Genomic DNA, 18960 nt, shown 5'->3' with positions numbered 1-18960 from the left:
CGAGGGTCGTTCTTCTCGGCGCGCTAAGGTTCCGCCCGTGACCACCCCCTCGCTGCAGCGGCGCCTCGGCCTCGGCGACGCCGTGTTCATCGGGCTCGGATCGATGGTCGGCGCGGGCGTGTTCGCGGTGTGGGCGCCGGCCGCGGATGCCGCCGGCACGGGCCTGCTGGTGGGCCTCGCGATCGCCGCCGTCGTGGCGTTCGGCAACGCGACCTCGTCGGCGCAGCTCGCCGCGGCGTATCCCACGTCGGGCGGCACCTACGCCTACGGCCGAGCGGAGCTGGGACCGTGGTGGGGCTTCGTCGCCGGCTGGGGCTTCGTCGTCGGCAAGACCGCGAGCTGCGCCGCCATGGCGCTCACGTTCGCCGCGTACGCGGCCCCGTCCGGCTGGGAGCGCCCGGTCGCGATCGCCGCGGTGGTCGCGCTGACGGCGGTGAACTGGTTCGGCGTGACCCGCACCGCCGGTGCGGCGCGCGTCATCGTCGTGATCACCCTGGGCGCGCTGGCCGCCGCCGTGACCGCCGCGTTCTCGGGCGGCGGCGTCCCGGACTGGTTCACGTCCGACACGGTGTGGGCAGGCGGCGGCTACGGCATCCTGCAGTCGGCCGGGCTGCTCTTCTTCGCCTTCGCCGGATACGCGCGCATCGCGACGATGGGCGAAGAGGTGCGGGACCCGCGCCGCGTCATCCCGCGGGCGATCGTCATCGCGTTCGTCATCGCCCTCGCGGTGTACGCCGTCGTCGCGGTGGCCGTCCTCGGGGCGCTCGGACCCGCCGGCGTGGCGGCATCCACCGAACCCGTCGCCGACGCGGCCGCACGCTCAGGATGGGCGTGGATCGGCGTCGTCGTGCGCGTCGGCGCCGCGGCGGGATCGCTCGGCGCTCTGCTCGCGCTCATCGCGGGCGTGAGCCGCACCGCCTTCGCCATGTCGCGCGAGCGCGATCTGCCGGGGTTCCTCGACAGGGTGCACCCCCGCTGGCACGTGCCGCACCGCGCCGAGCTGACCGCTTCCGCGCTCGTCGTCGTGCTCGTCGCCCTCGTCGACCTGCGCGGCGCCATCGGATTCTCGTCGTTCGGCGTGCTGCTGTACTACTTCGTCGCCAACGTGGCGGCCTTCCGGCAGCGCGGCGAGGCGCGGCGGTACCCCGCTGTCCTGCAGGTCGTCGGAGCGATCGGATGCCTCGTCCTGGCCGTCACCCTGCCGTGGCCGTCGGTCGTGGCCGGCGTCGTGGTGGTCGCGGTCGGCGTGGCCTACCGGGCGATCCGCCTCAGGCGAGCGGCTTGACCTCGAGCGCCTCCGCCGTCGTGCCGGCGCCGACCGTCGCGAACGCGGTGTAGCCGTCGGCGGCGGCGCGCTCGAGCAGCGCCTTGAGGTTCTTGGTGCGGTGCTCCAGCCGCACGCGCGAACCCCCGCGCACCAGCGCGGCCTTGAGCGCGAGCAGTTCGGACTCGGGCACGTCACGGTCGTGGACCAGCACGACCGCGTCGGCGACGGCATCCCCTCGCTCCGCGACCAGGTCGACGATGCGCTCGAAGCCGATCGAGAAGCCCACGGCGGGGACGTCCTGGCCGAGGAACCGTCCGATCATGCCGTCGTACCGGCCGCCGCCGCCCAGCGAGTAGTCGACGGACGGGTGGGCGAGCTCGAAGATCGTCCCGGTGTAGTAGCCCATTCCGCGCACCAGGAACGGGTCGAACACGAGCGGGATGTCGCCCAGCGGGGTGTCGGCGCCCTTCGGCAGGCTCAGGGACCGGGCCGCGGCGACCGCCTCGCCGATGCCGACCAGGTGCGCGACGATGTCGTCCGGCGCGTCCGCGGGCAGCGCCTTGCGGATCTGGCGCTCGCCGTACGGGTGGTACTCCATCGTCATCGGGCGGCGCAGGAACGCGGCGAACGCGTCCACGGCCGCGGCCGTCGCCTCGCGGTCGCGCAGCTCGGCGACGATGCCGTCGGGGCCGAGCTTGTCGAGCTTGTCGATCGTGATGAGCACGCCCGGGCGCTCGTCGGCGGCGAAGCCGAAGCGGTCGAGCATCCAGTCCAGCACGCGCCGGTCGTTGATGCGGATGCTGCCGCCCTCGAGCCCCAGCGCGTCCAGCGTGTCGAGCGTCGCGACGGCGAGCTCGGCCTCGGCGCGCGCCGACGCATCGCCGATGATGTCGATGTCGCACTGCACGAACTGGCGGTAGCGACCCTTCTGCGGGCGCTCGGCGCGCCACACCGGCGCGATCTGGATCGAGCGGAACACCGACGGCAGCTGGCCGCGGTTGGTCGCGTAGAAGCGCGCGAGCGGCACGGTGAGGTCGTAGCGCAGGCCGAGGTCGGTGAGGTCTGCCGGCTCGTCGGCGGCTGCCCGGATCGCGTCGGAGTCGAGGCCGCGCTTGAGGACGTTGTACGCGAGCTTCTCGTTGTCGCCGCCGATGCCCGCGTGCAGCCGCGAGTACTCCTCCATGACCGGCGTCTCGATCTCGTCGAAGCCGTGCGCGCGGTAGCGCTCGCGGATGACGGCGAGCACGCTCTCGCGGCGGGCCTTGTCAGCGGGGAGGAAGTCGCGCATGCCGCGCGGCGGGTTCACGGATGCCACGGTCCCATCTTTTCAGACGACCGCGGCTCGTCCTCACGGGCTCGGCGCCTCCGCCGCGCGGATGTCGGACTCCAGGCGCCGCAGCCGCTCGCGCAGCGCCCGCTCCGCGTCCCACCCGTTCGCGCGCGCTGTGCCGACCAGGGCGAGGAGGGCGTCGCCGAGCTGAGCCTCGGAGGCGGGCGGGTCGCCAGGTTCCTCCGACGCCGACGCCCCCGCCTGGGATGCCTTCGACAGGAGCTTCTGGGCGAGCGCGAGGCTCGGCATCCTCTCGCTCACGCCGTCGAGCACGCTCGTGCGCGCGCTCTTCTCGGCGGCCTTCGCGGCGTTCCAGTGCACCAGCACCTCTTCGGGCGTGTCGGCGACGGCGTCGCCGAAGACATGGGGATGCCGCCGCACCATCTTGTCGGTGAGTCCTCGCGCGACGTCGTCGATGTCGAAGGGGTCCTCCGGGTCGCGCGAGGCGATCTCGGCGTGGAACAGCACCTGCCACAGCAGGTCGCCGAGCTCTTCGCGCAGCTCGTCGCGCGACCCGTCCTCGACGGCGTCGATGAGTTCGGCGCTCTCCTCCACGAGGTAGGGCACGAGCGCGCGATGGTCGATCTGCTGCGTCCACACGCACCGGTCCCGCACGGCGTGCATGACGAGCGCGGCCTCGCGGAGGGCGTCCGGGTCGGTGGGGGTCACGCGGTCGCCGTCAGGCGTCGATGGTGCCATGCCCGCCACGATACGAGCACTGCGGCCAGGATGAGCGAAACGACCGACCCGGCGAGCACACCGAGGGTCGCCTGATCACGCAGGTCGGCGGCATCCGCGAACGCGAGTTCCGACAGCAGCAGCGACACGGTGAACCCGATGCCGCCGAGCGCACCGGCCGCGAGGAGGTCCGCGAACGCCAGCGGCGACGGCCCGCCGCGATGCGCGATGCGCAGCGACACCCACCCCAGCACCGAGATGCCGACGACCTTGCCGACCGGGAGCGCCACGAGCACACCCCAGAACGCCGGCGACAGCTGCGACAGCGGCACCGACGGGATCGCGACGAGCGCCGCCGAGAACGCGAACACCGGCAGCACGACGCCGTTGACCCACGGCTCCAGCTCGTGGCGCACGCGCAGCGCCGGGCGCTGCGCCATCGCGAGACCGAGCGCCACACCGGCGATCGTGGCGTGGACGCCCGAGAGCAGCACCAGCACCCACGTGGTGATCGCGAGCACCACCAGCAGGATGGCGATGGGCACGCGGGCGCGCGTGTCGAGCTGACGACTCAGGATGCCGAACGCCACGACCGCCACGGCGGCTCCGGCGAGCGCGCCGAAGTCGACGTCGGACGTGAACAGCACCGCGATGAAGACGATGCCGACGATGTCGTCGAGGATCGCGAGCGCCAGCAGGAACACGCGCAGGCCCGAAGGCAGCCCCCGGCCGAACACCGCCAGCACGCCGAGCGCGAACGCGATGTCGGTGGCCGTCGGGATGGGCCACCCCGAGGCGGCCTCCGATCCACCGGCGATGACCGCGTACAGCACGATCGGCAGCACGACGCCGCCGGCCGCGGCGATCGCCGGCTGCAGCGCCTTGCGTGCCGAGTTCAGCTGACCGGCGGTCAGCTCGTACTGCAGTTCGACGGCGACGACGAAGAAGAAGACCGCGAGCAGGCCGTCCTTGATCCAGTGCGACACGCTGAGTTCGAAGACGCCGGGGATGCCGAGCTCGGCATGCATGACGGCATCCACGGGTCCGGCGGCGGGCGAATTGGCCACGACCAGCCCGAGGGCTGCGGCCACGAGCAGGACGATCGCGGGGAAACGGGCGGAGCGAAGAAGCGACATCAGGCCTCCGTGAGGGCGTTCGCGGGTCGGCAAGGACGTGCCGACCAGACTTCCCGGCGCTCCGCGGGCCAGTCTAGCGAGGGCTCCTGGGGAGTGGTCGTCACACAGCGTCCCGCGTGACATCCACGAAACGACGCGGCGTTAGCCTGGACTGATGCGCGAACTCACCAACACCGAAGCGATCGACCTCGTAGGGCGATTCGAGGCGGAGCAGGGCATTCCCGAGAGCATGCGCGGCGACGTCCGCCTGCTGGGCACGCTGCTCGGTCAGGTGCTGCGCGAGAGCGGCTCCACCGGGCTCTACGAAGACGTCGAGCGCCTGCGCTCCGCGACGATCCAGGCGTACACCGACGAGACCCCGGAGGCGTTCGCCCGCGCCGCCGCGATCGCCGACTCGTTCACGATCGCCCGCGCCGACGAGGTCGCCCGGGCGTTCACCGCCTACTTCCACCTCGTGAACCTCGCCGAGGAGCACCAGCGCGTGCGCGTGCTGCGCGAGCGCAACGGCCGCCCCGAGTCCGGCGGCCAGGCCGACACGGTGGCGTCGGCCTACGCCAAGCTCGCCACCGAGATCGGCGACGAGGCGGCTCTGGAGCACCTGCAGAGCATGCGGTTCCACCCCGTGTTCACGGCGCATCCCACCGAGGCGCGCCGCCGCGCCGTCTCGACGAGTATCCGGCGCCTCGCGTCGCTCCTCGGCGAGCACGACCTCGCCCAGACCGACGGTGCCGACGAGCGCCGCGCCCGGCGCCGCATGCTCGAAGAGATCGACACGCTGTGGCGCACCGCGCCACTGCGCCCCGAGAAGCCGTCGCCCACCGACGAGGTGCGGGCCGTCATGGCCGTCTTCGACGACACGCTCTACACCGCCGTGCCCCACGTCTACCGCCGCATCGACGACGCCCTGCAGGGCGTGGATGCCGGCGGCCGCGCCCCGATCGTGCGCCCCTTCGTGCGCGTCGGCTCGTGGGTCGGCGGCGACCGCGACGGCAACCCGTTCGTGACGGCATCCGTCACCCGCAAGGCGTCGGCGATCGCCAGCGAGCACGTCCTCCTCGGCCTGGAGCGCACGGCCAGCCGCATCGGCCGCACGCTGACGCTCGATGCCGCGACCACGCCCCCGAGCGACGCGCTGCTCGCCCTGTGGCAGCGCCTGCGCGCCGCCGACGAGGATGCCGCGAAGGACATCGCCAAGCGCTCCCCCGACGAGCCGCACCGCCGCATCATGCTGCTCATCGCGCGCAGGATCGATGCGACGCGCAAGCGCAACGCCGACCTCGCGTACCGCGACCCCGAGCACCTGCTCGCCGATCTGCGCACGGTGCAGGACTCGCTCGTGCAGGCCCACGCGCCGCGCCAGGCCTACGGCCACCTGCAGCAGCTGCTGTGGCAGGTCGAGACGTACGGCTTCCACCTGACCGAGCTGGAGGTGCGCCAGCACTCCGCCGTGCACGCCAAGGTGCTCGCCGAGCTCGAGTCGGGCGCGCCGCGCAGCGAGCTGGCCGAAGAGGTGCTCGACGTCATCCGCACGATCGCGTTCCTGCAGGAGCGCTACGGTCCGCGCGCCGCCGGCCGCTACATCGTGTCGTTCACGCAGTCCGCCGACGACCTCGCCAACGTCCACAAGCTCGCGCGCTTCGCGGTCGGCCCCGACGGCGCCGCACCCGTGCTGGACGTCATCCCGCTGTTCGAGACCTTCGCCGACCTGCAGGCAGCGCCCCGGATCCTCGCCGAGATCGTCGACCACCCCGAGTTCGCCGCCCGCCTGGACGCCACCGGTCGCCGGCTGGAGGTCATGCTCGGCTACTCCGACTCGTCGAAGGACGTCGGCCCGGTCGCCGCCAACCTGGCGCTGTACCAGGCGCAGGCCGAGATCGCCGCGTGGGCCGACGAGAACCGCATCGAGCTGACGCTCTTCCACGGCCGCGGCGGCGCCCTCGGGCGCGGCGGCGGTCCCGCCAACTCGGCGATCCTCGCCCAGCCGCCGCACTCGGTCGACGGCCGGTTCAAGCTCACCGAGCAGGGTGAGGTCATCTTCGCCCGCTACGGCGACCCGGCGATCGCGATCCGCCACATCGACCAGGTCGCCGCCGCGATCCTGCTCGCCTCGGCGCCCTCGAACGAGGACCGCAACCGCGCGGCCGCCGAACGCTACGCCGACGTCGCCGCCGCGATGGACTCCGCGTCCCGCGAGCGCTTCTTCTCCCTCGTCAAGGCGCCCGGGTTCGCCCCGTGGTTCGCGCGGGTCACCCCCATGGAAGAGATCGGGCTGCTCGCGCTCGGCTCGCGCCCGGCCCGCCGTGGGCTGTCGGTGGAGTCGCTCGAAGACCTCCGCGCGATTCCGTGGGTGTTCGCGTGGACGCAGGCCCGCATCAACCTGGCCGGCTGGTTCGGCCTGGGCACGGCGCTGGAGGCCGTGGGCGACGAGGCGCTGCTGCAGCAGGCGTACCAGGAGTGGCCGCTGTTCCGCACGCTGATCGACAACGTCGCGATGAGCCTCGCCAAGACCGACGACCGCATCGCCCGCCACTACCTCGAGCTCGGCGACCGCGACGACCTCGCGGCGCTCGTGCGTGACGAGATGCACCTCACGCGCGACTGGGTGATCCGCGTCACCGGCGGCACCGAGCTGCTCGGCAACAAGCCGGTGCTGCAGCGGGCCGTGAAGATGCGGAGCCCCTACGTGGACGCGCTGTCACTGCTGCAGCTGCGCGCGCTGCGGGCACTGCGGGAGGCTCCGCAGGACGCCCCGGTCGACCCCGAACTGCAGCGCCTGCTGCTGCTCTCGGTATCGGGCGTCGCGGCCGGCCTCCAGAACACCGGGTGACCCGGTGGCCACGGGAGCCGGGCTCGCGGTCAGGCTGGTGCTGGTGCTCCCCGGCGGCACGCCGCTCGGGGTGACCGCGCCGTTCACCGTGTCGCCCGACTCCGATCCCGAGTCCGAGCCGGACTGGGACTGGCGCGAGGCTCCCGCGGTCCTCGCCGCCGCCCGCGGGGCGCTCGGAATCGCGCCGACGCTGCTGCGGCTGGCGCGGGTGACTCCGCGCGACGGCGACCGGCCCGAAGAGGTCGTCTACGTCGCCGAGGTGCCGGATCGCCCGGAGCTGCCGCTCTACGACGGGGATGCCTCGCTCATCGCCGATGCCCGCCTGCGCATGGCGTGGGCGAAGCCCGGCGGGCCGAGCCGGTATCTGATGTGGGCGCAGGCGGCACTCGCCGCGTCGGGCATCGCGATCACCGGCGAGCCCGAGCAGGTCCGCACGTGGAACCTGTCGGCGCTCTGGCGCCTCCCCACCGGCTCCGGCGTGGTGTGGCTGAAGGCCGTGCCGCCGTTCTTCTCGCACGAGGGCGCGGTGCTCGATCGGCTCCAGGGGTTCGCGGTGCCGCGGCTCCTCGCCCGCACCGACGACGCCGTTCTGCTGGCCGATGTGGCCGGCGACGACCGCTACGGCGCGGGTGTCGAGACCGCGCGACGCATGGTCGACCTGCTCGTCGGCATCCAGTCGTCCGTCGAGACGTCGACGCTGCCGACCATGCCGCGGTGGACGCCGACGTCACTCGCGCCGATGGCCGAGCGCACCCTGGCCCTCGGCGACGACGTCGGTGCCGAAGATCGCGCCGCCGTGGCGAGCCTCATCTCACGTCTCCCCCGGCTCGAGGCCGATCTCGCCGCGTGCGGACTGCGCGACACGCTCGTCCACGGCGACTTCCACCCGGGCAATCTGCGGGGCGACGACGACCGCCTCGTGCTGCTGGACTGGGGCGACAGCGGCATCGGCCACCCGCTGCTCGACCATGCGGCCTTCATGGAGCGCATGCCGGCGGCCGCGGCATCCGCTCTCACGTTCCACTGGACCGCCGCGTGGCGCGCAGCCGTCCCGGGGTCCGACCCGGAGCGGGCGCTCGAGCTGCTGGCGCCGTACGGCGCGCTGCGCCAGGCGACGCTGTACCGCGGATTCCTCGACCGCATCGAGGCGTCCGAGCACGTGTACCACGCCGCCGATCCGGCCGCGTGGCTGCGGCGCACCGCCGCGCTCGTGCGCGGCTGAGGACTCAGACTTCGACAGGCTCAGACCTCGACAGGCTCAGACCTCGACAGGCTCAGTCGACGCGACGGTCGTCGGCGTGACGGGCGAGGCTGCGGCCGTAGCGCTCGGTCAGCTGCACCATGAGGTCGGGCGTCTCGCGATCGAGGCCGAACACGTAGCCCGGGAAGTCCAGCTCGCGCTGCGCCGCCCAGATCTCCTCGTGGCGGTCGGGCGGCAGCACCACCAGCGGATCGCCCACCGCGACCCAGCCGATGGGGACGGTCGTGTCCGCCGGCAGTGTCGTGCGCAGATGCACGACGGCGTTGATGCGCACCTCGCTGCGGGCGCCGATGCGGGCGCCGTTGAACACCCGGGTGCCGGTGGCCAGGAACACCTCGTCCTCGATGACCGCGCCCGACACGCTCGCCATCGGCCCGACCAGCACGTGGTCCGCGATGTGCACCGGGTTCGTCGCGGTCGCACGGATCAGCGCGTTCTCCATCACGATGACGTTCGCGCCGAGGGTGATCGCGCCGCCCTCGGCGGTGATCACCGCGCCGTGCAGGATCTGGCAGTCCGGCCCGACCTCGACGTCGCCGCTGATGACCGCGGTCGCCGCGACGACCGCGGTCGGATGGATGCGGGGCTGTGCCCCGAGGTGCTCGAAACGCATCGTCGCCTGCCTCCTGCCGTCCTGGATCGGATGCCGCAAGCGTAGCCGTCGCACAGGTCGTCACACGCGCGATCGTGCCCCGCACGGTATGTAGGGTGAAAAGGCGCCGACGACGTCGCCCTCTCTGCTGGCCTTCCGAAAGCTCCACCCCCATGCCTACAGCAACCCTGACTTCGAACGACACCGTCCGACTCGTCCTCGACACCGTCGAAGCCCGCAACCCGCACGAGCCCGAGTTCCTCCAGGCCGTCCACGAGGTGCTCGAGTCGATCGCGCCCGTGCTCGACGCACACCCCGAGTTCGTCGACGGGGGCATCCTCGAGCGCATCGTCGAGCCCGAGCGCCAGATCATGTTCCGTGTGCCGTGGGTCGACGACGCCGGTCGCCTGCAGGTCAATCGCGGCTACCGCATCCAGTTCTCGTCGGTGCTCGGCCCGTACAAGGGCGGGCTGCGCTTCCACCCGTCGGTGAACCTGTCGATCATCAAGTTCCTCGGCTTCGAGCAGATCTTCAAGAACGCCCTGACCGGCCAGGGCATCGGCGGCGCCAAGGGCGGCAGCGACTTCGACCCGCACGGCCGCTCCGACGCCGAGATCATGCGCTTCTGCCAGTCGTTCATGAGCGAGCTGTACCGTCACCTGGGCGAGCACACCGATGTGCCCGCGGGCGACATCGGCGTCGGCGCCCGCGAGATCGGCTACCTGTTCGGCCAGTACCGCAAGATCACCAACCGCCACGAGTCCGGCATGTTCACCGGCAAGGGCGTGCAGTGGGGCGGCGCCGAGGTGCGCACCGAGGCCACCGGCTACGGCGCGGTCTTCTTCACGGAGGAGATGCTCGCGGTGCACGGCGAGACGCTGCACGGCAAGCGCGTCGGCGTCTCGGGCTCGGGCAACGTCGCGATCTACGCGATCGAGAAGGCGCGCCAGCTCGGCGCCACCGCCGTCACCGCGTCCGACTCGTCGGGGTACGTGCTCGATGAGGCGGGCATCGACGTCGACCTGCTGCGTCAGATCAAGGAGGTCGAGCGCGCCCGCATCTCCGAGTACGCCGCCCGCCGCCCGGGCGCGACGTACGTCGAAGGCGAGCGCCCGTGGCGCGTGGCCGTCGACGTCGCGATCCCGTCGGCGACGCAGAACGAGCTCGACGGCGACGACGCCCGTGCGCTGGTCGCGAACGGCGTGCGCGCCGTCGCCGAAGGCGCCAACATGCCCTCGACGCCCGAGGCCGTCGAGGTGCTGCAGGCCGCCGGCGTGCTGTTCGCTCCGGGCAAGGCCGCCAACGCCGGCGGCGTCGCCACGTCGGCGCTCGAGATGAGCCAGAACGCCGCCCGCCAGCGCTGGAACTTCGACGACAGCGAGGCGAAGCTCCGCGCCATCATGGGCAACGTGCACCACGCTGCCTTCACGGCGGCCGAGAAGTACGGCCGCCCCGGCGATTACGTCGCGGGCGCGAACTGCGCGGGCTTCGAGCGCGTCGCACACGCGATGCTCGCGCAGGGCGTCATCTGACGCGGCGACGAGCTCAGACGGAGAACCGGATGCCGCGGCATCCGGTTCTCCGTCTTTCTGCGCCGTTCGACGGGGGCTGTCTGGTAGCGTCGCCGCCGTGAAGATCGGGATGGTGCCGGACGCGCAGCGCGGCGCGACAAGGGAAGGCGAACCGACCGCCTGGTGATCCGTCCCTCCTCCTTCGCCCCGACAGCGAGAGGGGGTGGATGCATGAGCGAGCAGACCCTCGCGGCCGGTGACGTGGTCACCGCGACCGTGACGAAGGCCGTTCCGTTCGGCGTCCTCGTGGAGTGCGCCGGCGTGCCGGGACTCGTGCGCGGCATGGCTGCCGATCCGGGTGTCGAACTGCGCGTGCGCGTCGTCGAGTACGACGCCGCCCAGCAGCGGTTCTCGGCGACCCGGGAGTGACGCGGATGCGGGGCGCCCGGCCGGGGCGCCCCGCATCCGTCACCGGCTCATGCTTCGGCGGCCGGCGTGGTCTCGGGCTTCTTCTCGGGCCACAGCTGATCGAGCAGCTGAGCGACCCACGCGATCAGCTCGGCGTCGCCGAGCGGTTCGCCGCCGGCGCTCGGCAGCGGCACGACCATCGCCTCGCCGCCCGCGACGAGCTTCGCCTTCGGGTGCAGACGCTGCAGGCGCACGCGCATCGAGTCGGGGAGGTTCGCCGGCGCGATGCGCAGGTTCGGGCCCATCGCGACGACGTCGGCGAGCCCGGCCTGCGCGGCGCGGCGGCGCAGTCGCGCGATCGCGAGCAGCCCCTCGACCTCCGCGGGCGGTTCGCCGTAGCGGTCGGTGAGCTCTTCGATCACGAGGTCGATCGCGTCGCTGCCGTCCGCCGTCGGCGCGGTGGCGGATGCTGCGGCCGACAGCTTCTGGTAAGCCTCCAGGCGCAGTCGCTCGCTGTCGATGTACGACTCGGGGATGCGGGCCTGCACCGGCAGCTCGAGACGCAGCTCGGTCGGGCCCTCGGTCTCCTCGCCCCGGAAGGTCGCGACGGCTTCGCCGATCATGCGCAGATACAGGTCGAATCCGACGCCGGCGATGTGCCCCGCCTGCTCGGCGCCGAGCAGGTTGCCGGCGCCGCGGATCTCGAGGTCCTTGAGCGCCACCTGCATGCCCGAGCCGAGGTCGTTATTGACCGCGATCGTCTCCAGGCGGTCGGCCGCGGTCTCGCTGAGCGGCTTCATGTCGTCGTACAGGAAGTAGGCGTACGCCCGCTCGCGGGCACGCCCGACGCGGCCACGCAGCTGGTGCAGCTGGCTGAGGCCGTACTTGTCGGCACGGTCGATGATGATCGTGTTCGCGTTCGAGATGTCCAGACCGGTCTCGATGATCGTCGTCGAGACGAGCACATCGGCCTTGCGCTCCCAGAAGTCGTCCACGACCTGCTCGAGCATGTGCTCGCCCATCTGCCCGTGGGCGACGGCGATGCGCGCCTCGGGCACGAGCTCGGCGAGCTCGGACGCGACCCGCTGGATCGACTGCACGCGGTTGTGGACGTAGAACACCTGTCCCTCGCGCAGCAGTTCGCGGCGGATCGCGGCCGCGATCTGCTTGTCGTTGCGCGGACCGACGTACGACAGGATCGGATGCCGGTCCTCCGGCGGCGTCTGCAGCGTCGACATCTCGCGGATGCCGGTCACCGCCATCTCGAGCGTGCGCGGGATGGGCGTCGCGCTCATCGCGAGGATGTCGACGTTGGTCTTGAGCTTCTTCAGCGCGTCCTTGTGCTCGACCCCGAAGCGCTGCTCCTCGTCGATGATCATGAGCCCGAGGTCCTTGAAGGTCACCTTCTCGGTGAGGATCCGGTGCGTGCCGATCACCATGTCGACGGTGCCGTCGGTGATCCCCGCGAGCGTGTCGCGCGCCTGCTTGTCTGTCTGGAACCGCGACAGCGGCCGCACCTTGACGGGGAATCCGGCGAAGCGCTCGGCGAACGTCTCGAGATGCTGCTTGACGAGCAGTGTGGTCGGGACGAGCATCGCCACCTGCTTGCCGTCCTGGATCGCCTTGAACGCGGCGCGCACCGCGACCTCGGTCTTGCCGAACCCGACGTCGCCCGACAGCAGCCGGTCCATCGGGATCGGCTTCTCCATGTCGGCCTTGATCTCGTCGATGGTCTGCAGCTGGTCCGGCGTCTCGGCGAACGGGAACGCCTCCTCCAGTTCGCGCTGCCACGGCGTGTCGGGACCGAATGCGTAGCCCTTCGACGCCATGCGCGCCGAGTACAGCTTCACGAGCTCGACGGCGATGTCGCGCACCGCCTTGCGCGCCTTGCTCTTGGCCTGCGCCCAGTCGCTGCCGCCCATCTTCGACAGCGTCGGCGCCTCTCCGCCCACGTAGCGCGACAGCAGGTCGAGCTGGTCGGTGGGCACGAACAGCTTGTCGCCCGGGTAGCCACGCTTGGACGGCGCGTACTCCAGCACGAGGTACTCGCGCACGCTCTTGACGGCGTTGCGCCCGCCGCTGGACACCTCGCGCTGGGTCAGCTCGACGAACCTGCCGATGCCGTGCGTGGCGTGCACGACGTGGTCGCCGGCCTTCAGCTGCAACGGGTCGACGACGGCCTTGCGACGCGACGCGAGCTTCTTGACGACCCGCGTGTCGCCGCCGATCGTGCGGCCGTAGAACTCCGACTCGGTGAGCACCGCGAGCTTCGCGTCCGGCGCCTGGAAGCCGCGCTCGAGCACGCTCACGACGACGTGCGCGACCCCCGGCTCGGGTGCGTGCAGCACCTCGTCGACCTTGCGGGCCGCGATCCCGCGCTCTGCGAGCACGTCGCGCGCCCGCTCGACCAGCCCGGTCCCGGACGCCGCGATCACGACGCGCCAGCCGTCCGCCAGCAGGGCGCCCACATGGTCGGTGGCGCCCTCGACGTTGCCCTGGAAGGACGGCACCGCCGTCCCCGGCACGCGGATCGCGGCGGACGCCTCGAGTGCCACGTCGATGTCGGTGCTGATCGGGCCGTCGTACTCCGCTCCCTGAGCCTGTCGAAGGGCGGCGGCGGCATCCGCCTCCCCGGAGTCGAACGCGCTGAGGGTCCACCACACTCCGCCGCGGGCGTGTGCGGCCGAACGCAGCTCGGGCAGCGAGAGGAAGTCGCCGGCACCGAGGTCGACGGGCGTCGTGGCGCCCGCCGTCGCGGCGCTCCACGCGGCGTCGAGGAACTCCCGGTTCGTCTCACCGAGGGTGATCGCCCGGGTGACGGCGCGTTCGGGGTCGACGAGGGCGACGGCAGCGCCCTCGGGAAGGTAGTCGGCCAGGGTCACGAGGCGGTCGACCACCGCCGGCAGGAGCGACTCCATGCCCTCGACGGGGATGCCCTCGGCCATCTTCTCGAGCATGCCGGTGAGCCCCGGGAACTCGTCCTTCAGCTGGCGCGCACGACCGCGCACGGCGTCGGTCAGCAGCAGCTCGCGGCTGGGCATCAGCGTGACCGCGCGGACCTCGCCCGGCAGCGATCGCTGGTCCGCCACCGAGAAGGCGCGCATCTCGTCGATCTCGTCGCCGAAGAACTCGACGCGGTACGGGTGCGGCGCGGTCGGCGGGAAGACGTCGAGGATGCCGCCGCGCACGGCGAACTCGCCGCGCCGGGACACCATGTCGACCCGGTGGTACGCCAGCTCGACCAGCCGGGTCACGACCTCGCCGAGCTCCTGCCCGCGTCCGCCCATGACGAGCTCGACGGGAGCCACGTCGGCCAGACCGCCGGCCAGCGGCTGCAGCGCACCGCGCACCGACGCGGTCACGACGAGCGGCGTGGCTCCGTCCCAGCGCGCGATGCGCGCGATGATGTCGAGCCTCTCGCCCACCGTCTCGGTGCTGGGGCTCAGCCGCTCGTGCGGCAGCGTCTCCCACGCCGGGAAGTGCAGCACCTCGGACCCGGGCAGCAGCGCACCGAGCGCCGGGCCGAGGGACTCGGCACGGCGGCCGGTCGGCGCGATCAGCAGGATGACGGGCGGCCGGCCTGCTGCCCGCCGCTTCTCGAGCATCGCCGCGAGCAGCGGAGCGTCGAGTCCTTCGACGAGAGAGAAGTCGGCATCGATGGATGCCGCGGCCACCGCGTCCCGGAAGGCTTCCGCCTGTTCGAGGGCGCGCACGATCCCGGGAACTGTCACCGCACGAGTCTACGGCGCGTCGCAGACATCGCGGCCCGCGGGGCGCGTCCGGGCCGCCGCCGCTCCTAGGATGAGTCGCGTGACGACCCCCGACGCCCCGCAGAACCCGCCCGCTCCCCCGGGAGCCTGGGTCCCGCCGGCCGCGCCGCCGTTCGGGCCGCCGCAAGGCGCTTCTCCCGTGCCGCCCGGTGTGCCCGTCGCCCCGCCCGGCGCGTACGCGCCGCCGCAGGGCTACGCGCCGCCGCAGGGCTACGGGATGCCGCAGGGCTACGGGATGCCGGCGGCCCCGGCTTCGCCTGCGACGTACGGTCAGCCGGCACCGGCGCGCCGCGGGGGTGCGCTGGGCCTCGTCGCCCTCGTGCTGGCAGTGGTCGCCACCGTCGGCGCCGGTCTGTTCGGCGCCGTCGCGAGCTTCAACATCGGCCTCGGCGCCGGCAAGGGCCTCGCGAACCTGCCGATGGACGGCTCGTGGGACTGGTCGATCCTCACGCCGGTGCGCGACTGGGTGCTGCTGGGCGAGGTGTCGTTCTGGGTCGGCACGGTGCTCGGTGTGTGGGCGCTGGTGCAGGGCATCGTCGCCACGGTCACAGGGCGCGGACGCGCCACCGGCATCGCCGCGATCGTCGTCGCGGCCCTGGGGCCCCTCGTGTTCGGCGGCCTCGTGCAGGGGTTCCTCACCGCGGGGCTCGCCGCGGGGACCGGCATCGGCGGCTGACGGCCTCCGCCGGGACGAGCCGCGGGCTCAGACCCGCGGCGCGTGGTGCTTCTGCTGAGCCGCGAGCAGACCCTCGTCGACGAGCTGCTCGACGGCGTCGGCGGCGTCGCCCACCAGGATGGGCAGGTTCTTGCGCTCGGTGGCGCCGAACGGGTCGAGCACCCAGTCCGCCGGGTCCTGCCGGCCGGAGGGGCGGCCGATCCCGACGCGCACCCGCGGGAACTCCGGGGTGTCGAGCGCCTTGGCGATGTCGCGCACGCCGTTGTGGCCGCCGTGACCGCCGCCGACCTTCAGCTTGATGGTGTCGAACGGGATGTCGAGCTCGTCGTGCACGACGACGACGTGCGACGGGTCGATGCCGTAGAACTTCGCGAGGCCGGCGACAGGGCCGCCCGACACGTTCATGAACGTGTTGGCCTTCGCGAGCACGATCTTGGGGCCACCGGGGCGCAGCCACGTCTCGACGACGCGGGCGTTCGCCTTGTGCGCCTTGAACGTCTCGCCGCGACGGCCCGCGAGCTCGTCGACGACCAGCTGGCCGACGTTGTGGCGGGTCAGCTCGTACCGGGGTCCCGGATTGCCGAGCCCGACGACGAGCCAGGTGTTCTCGGCCATCCCGACGTCCTCTCCGGCGCGCGCCAGGGTGGCCGCGAGCCCACACGAGCGTACCCGCTCAGAACGTGGCCTGATGCGAGTCGTCGTACGAGATGCTGTCGGCGAGCATGCCGCGCAGCGGGAGGGTCAGCCGGGTCAGCGAGGCGAGCTCGTCGGCGGTCGGGGTCGTGAGCGTGTCGATCAGCCGCTCGGTGCCGTCGGCGAGGATGCCGCTGATCGACGGCGTGTAGACGACCACGCTTCCCTCGACGGTGAGCGTCGTGGCGGTGTTGCGCAGCCCGCCCTCACCCGAGGGCACGTCGAGGCGGAAGCCCTCCACGACGACGCGGTCGGCACTCAGCCGGATCGCGCGCTCCATGCTCCCGTCGGCCAGCCGCACGCTCACGATCGCGATGCCGCTCAGCCCCTGGATCGCCAGGCCTGTGCCCGACAGCGTCGCAGGATCGCCGGTGAACACGGGCGCACCCTCGTCGAGAGGCGCCAGCGGCAGGCCCTCCGGCGCCGCCGGCGTGGTCGACCCGCTCTGGGGCGGTGGGGATGCCTCCCCCTCGGCGCCCTCGTCGGGCGCTGTCCCGGGAGCCGCGGAGGTCGGGGTGGGGGTCGGAGTCGGAGTCGGGGTCGGGGTGGGCGTCGTCGCCGGGTCCGCGCCCGGCGCAGGCACTGCGCAGTCGCTGAGCCCGAGCAGCGGGCCCAGCGGGTTCGGGAGGAGGCATCCCTCCTCCGCCGCGGTGCCGGTCACCGGCAGCGCCGACGCCGCCTGGCCGGTGCCCGCGACCAGCAGCAGTGCGAGGGCGGCCGCGGCCGCCGAGCGCACGGGACGGATGCGCCTCATGCGCGCCCCTCCGCGACGCCGGACGCGCCGGGCACCTCGTGGGCGGTGTGAGCGCCCTCGGCCACGGGTGCGTCGACGGCGAACGTCGAGGTCGTCGGGGCGGCGGCATCCACCGTCTCGGTCGCTGTGGATGCGGCGGCGGCGCGCGGCGCCCACGAGACGACCATGATGCCGCCGATGCACCCGAGCAGGAAGCCGACGAAGAAGCCGCCCAGGTTCACCGCCACGAGCGAGTAGATCGAGCCGATCAGGACGATCACGCCGTAGAAGATGCGGTGCGCCGGCATCGCGACGGAGAGGATGCCCGCCAGCGCGATGACGAGGGGCAGGATCGTGGCCTGCATGCCCTCGATGCCGACGTGCACCGTGATGTTGCCGAGATCGAGCTGCGTCGACAGCAGCATCGCGAGGGCGCCCAGCACGGCGATGCTGCCGCCGATGACGGGCCGCGAGCGGTACCAGGCGGATGCTCCGCCGTTGGTCGGAGCCGCCGTGGCGCGAGAGGCTCGGGTCTCGAGCAGCTCGTCGAGATCGACGGTCTGCTCGTCGTGGGGATCGGTCGCGTGCATCGGAGGACTCCTTCGTCGTCGTGCAAGGGGTGCGGGGCGGGCGGGCGAGGGCCCGCCCCGCGGGTCAGCGCCCGAGGGGGCGCCGGGTCAGAAGCATTCCTTGCCGTTGGTCAGCTGCAGGTGCAGGCCGTTGAGCGTGAAGACGCCCGCCTGCGTGCTCCAGGCCGTCTGCTTGAGGCCCGAGATCTTGATCGTGTCGGCGTCCTGCGCGAAGCCGCCGGCCTCGCCCTTGGCCGCAGTGTTGACGGTCGAGGCGTCGACGCCGATGCGGATCTTGCCGAACGTGGCGTCGCCCTGGAGGTCGGTGAGCCCGATCTGCAGGTCGGTCGCGGTGGCCGGGTTGCCGCCGCCGCCCGCCGAGATGAGGAGGCCGACCTTGCCGAGCGGGGTGTCGGTGACGACGGACTGGCAGAGGTCCGACAGCGACGCGCTGCCGATGTTCGAGATGGCGACGGGGTGCGGCGTGCCGTTCTTCTCGGCGGCGACGCCGGCGTACTGCGAGAACGCCGTGCCGTCGAGCGAGGACGCCGCGATCTTGAACTGGCTCCCCGAGACCGCGAACGAGACAGGGACCGCGCCGTTGGCCACGCCGGTCATGATCAGACTGGCGGCGATGCCCACCGGCACCGCCGCGATGGCGACCCGGCCGAGCCGGGAGCCTTTGAGCGAGCGGAACTTCATAGATCCTCCTTGATGCAGTGAAGTCGGCGGCGTGCGCCGCCAGGGCGACACTACGGATCCTGTTGACTGTCCGTCAATAGGCTATTCACTCGAAGTCAATAACGATCGTGTCTCCGCGCCACGCTCCCCGCGGACGTCGCGCCGATAGTCTCGGAGCATGGCCGCGAGCGTCGACGACCCACCCGCCGTGCGCCGTGCGCGGCTGTCGCCCGACGAGCGCAGGGCGCAGCTCATCGCACTCGGTGTCGCGGCCCTCGCCGAACACCCTCTGGGCGAACTGAACATCGAGGTCCTCGCTACGGAGGCGGGCGTCTCGCGCGCCCTGCTGTTCCACTACTTCGGCTCGCGCCAGGGCTTCCAGCGCGAGATCGTCAAGACCGCGGGCGACAGCATGCTGCAGGCGACCGAGCCCGACCCCGGCCTCGCCCCGCTCCCCCGCCTGACCGACACGCTGCGCCGCACGGTCGGCTTCGTGCGCGCGCACGCGGGGACGTTCTCGTCGCTCGTGCGCGGACCCGCCAGCGGCGACCCGCAGATCCGCGCCGTCGTCGAGCAGGCCCGCCTGCTGCAGACCGAGCGCGTGGTGGCGCTCTTCCGCGAACTCGGCGCCGAGCCGTCGCCCCGGCTGCGGATCGGCCTGCGCGGCTGGCTGGCTTTCACCGAGCAGGCGCTCGTCGACACCGCCATCAGCGAGCAGCTCACCGACGAGGAGCTCGTCGCCGTGCTCCAGGAGTCGCTGCACGGGATCGCCGAGCGACTGGAGCCGGCGGCATCCCGCGTCCTCTTCGGTGCCTGAGCCGACCCGAG

General features: G+C 72.4%; 16 protein-coding genes. 7 read left to right on the top strand and 9 right to left on the bottom strand.

Features of this window, described 5'->3' with window-relative positions:
- Window positions 1-37: 37 nt before the first annotated feature.
- On the top strand, window positions 38-1285 hold the full coding sequence (locus ACFWJ8_RS08015; protein WP_378810425.1) for an APC family permease: 1248 nt from the start codon (window positions 38-40) through the stop codon (window positions 1283-1285).
- Here ACFWJ8_RS08015 and hisS read toward each other — a convergent pair.
- Genes hisS through nhaA form a run of 3 tightly spaced genes read right to left on the bottom strand, consistent with a single transcriptional unit; the run spans window position 1269 to window position 4411 of the window.
- Window positions 1269-2555 carry a histidine--tRNA ligase gene (hisS, locus tag ACFWJ8_RS08010; RefSeq protein ID WP_378810599.1) on the bottom strand — a complete coding sequence of 429 codons (1287 nt, stop codon included), beginning with the start codon at window positions 2553-2555 and terminating at the stop codon, window positions 1269-1271. The genes ACFWJ8_RS08015 and hisS overlap by 17 nt on opposite strands.
- A 60-nt stretch (window positions 2556-2615) precedes the next feature.
- Window positions 2616-3296 (bottom strand): MazG family protein, encoded by a 681-nt coding sequence (locus ACFWJ8_RS08005; protein ID WP_378810422.1) that lies wholly within the window; start codon window positions 3294-3296, stop codon window positions 2616-2618.
- Window positions 3263-4411 (bottom strand): Na+/H+ antiporter NhaA, encoded by a 1149-nt coding sequence (gene nhaA, locus ACFWJ8_RS08000; protein WP_378810420.1) that lies wholly within the window; start codon window positions 4409-4411, stop codon window positions 3263-3265. The genes ACFWJ8_RS08005 and nhaA overlap by 34 nt, the downstream gene beginning before the upstream one ends.
- A 154-nt stretch (window positions 4412-4565) precedes the next feature.
- Between nhaA and ACFWJ8_RS07995 the strand changes: the two genes are divergently transcribed.
- The gene (locus tag ACFWJ8_RS07995) at window positions 4566-7238 is read left to right on the top strand and encodes a phosphoenolpyruvate carboxylase (RefSeq protein WP_378810418.1); all 2673 of its coding nucleotides are present in this window, start codon (window positions 4566-4568) and stop codon (window positions 7236-7238) included.
- A 4-nt stretch (window positions 7239-7242) separates the two neighbouring features.
- Window positions 7243-8460 (top strand): phosphotransferase, encoded by a 1218-nt coding sequence (locus ACFWJ8_RS07990; RefSeq protein WP_378810416.1) that lies wholly within the window; start codon window positions 7243-7245, stop codon window positions 8458-8460.
- Between the two features lie 52 nt (window positions 8461-8512).
- On the opposite strand, the gene ACFWJ8_RS07985 is transcribed toward ACFWJ8_RS07990, so the two are convergent.
- Window positions 8513-9112, bottom strand: coding sequence for a gamma carbonic anhydrase family protein (locus tag ACFWJ8_RS07985; protein WP_378810414.1), 600 nt, complete (start codon window positions 9110-9112; stop codon window positions 8513-8515).
- Between the two features lie 152 nt (window positions 9113-9264).
- On the opposite strand from ACFWJ8_RS07985, the gene gdhA reads away from it, so the two are divergent.
- A complete protein-coding gene (gene gdhA, locus ACFWJ8_RS07980) occupies window positions 9265-10623 on the top strand; it encodes an NADP-specific glutamate dehydrogenase (RefSeq protein ID WP_378810412.1) in 1359 nt (452 codons plus the stop codon).
- Between the two features lie 210 nt (window positions 10624-10833).
- On the top strand, window positions 10834-11031 hold the full coding sequence (locus ACFWJ8_RS07975; protein WP_378810410.1) for a hypothetical protein: 198 nt from the start codon (window positions 10834-10836) through the stop codon (window positions 11029-11031).
- A gap of 47 nt (window positions 11032-11078) precedes the next feature.
- On the opposite strand, the gene mfd is transcribed toward ACFWJ8_RS07975, so the two are convergent.
- Window positions 11079-14741, bottom strand: a complete 3663-nt coding sequence (gene mfd / locus ACFWJ8_RS07970) for a transcription-repair coupling factor (RefSeq protein WP_378810408.1) — start codon at window positions 14739-14741, stop codon at window positions 11079-11081.
- A 79-nt stretch (window positions 14742-14820) separates the two neighbouring features.
- On the opposite strand from mfd, the gene ACFWJ8_RS07965 reads away from it, so the two are divergent.
- Window positions 14821-15456 carry a hypothetical protein gene (locus ACFWJ8_RS07965; protein ID WP_378810406.1) on the top strand — a complete coding sequence of 212 codons (636 nt, stop codon included), beginning with the start codon at window positions 14821-14823 and terminating at the stop codon, window positions 15454-15456.
- Window positions 15457-15483: 27 nt separating this feature from the next.
- Here ACFWJ8_RS07965 and pth read toward each other — a convergent pair whose 3' ends face one another.
- From pth to ACFWJ8_RS07945, 4 genes are all read right to left on the bottom strand, one after another.
- On the bottom strand, window positions 15484-16071 hold the full coding sequence (gene pth, locus ACFWJ8_RS07960; RefSeq protein ID WP_378810404.1) for an aminoacyl-tRNA hydrolase: 588 nt from the start codon (window positions 16069-16071) through the stop codon (window positions 15484-15486).
- 58 nt (window positions 16072-16129) lie between these two features.
- Window positions 16130-16903 carry a hypothetical protein gene (locus ACFWJ8_RS07955; RefSeq protein WP_378810403.1) on the bottom strand — a complete coding sequence of 258 codons (774 nt, stop codon included), beginning with the start codon at window positions 16901-16903 and terminating at the stop codon, window positions 16130-16132.
- Window positions 16900-17472, bottom strand: a complete 573-nt coding sequence (locus ACFWJ8_RS07950) for a DUF6114 domain-containing protein (protein WP_378810402.1) — start codon at window positions 17470-17472, stop codon at window positions 16900-16902. The genes ACFWJ8_RS07955 and ACFWJ8_RS07950 overlap by 4 nt, the downstream gene beginning before the upstream one ends.
- An 87-nt stretch (window positions 17473-17559) precedes the next feature.
- On the bottom strand, window positions 17560-18153 hold the full coding sequence (locus ACFWJ8_RS07945; protein ID WP_378810401.1) for a DUF6230 family protein: 594 nt from the start codon (window positions 18151-18153) through the stop codon (window positions 17560-17562).
- 157 nt (window positions 18154-18310) lie between these two features.
- Between ACFWJ8_RS07945 and ACFWJ8_RS07940 the strand changes: the two genes are divergently transcribed.
- Window positions 18311-18949, top strand: coding sequence for a TetR/AcrR family transcriptional regulator (locus ACFWJ8_RS07940; RefSeq protein WP_378810399.1), 639 nt, complete (start codon window positions 18311-18313; stop codon window positions 18947-18949).
- Window positions 18950-18960: the final 11 nt, after the last annotated feature.

The organism is Microbacterium sp. NPDC058389 (genome assembly GCF_042722305.1).
Lineage (GTDB): Bacteria > Actinomycetota > Actinomycetes > Actinomycetales > Microbacteriaceae > Microbacterium.
The sequence above is the reverse complement of the archived record's forward strand: the minus strand, read 5'-3'. Positions and strand labels throughout refer to the sequence as shown.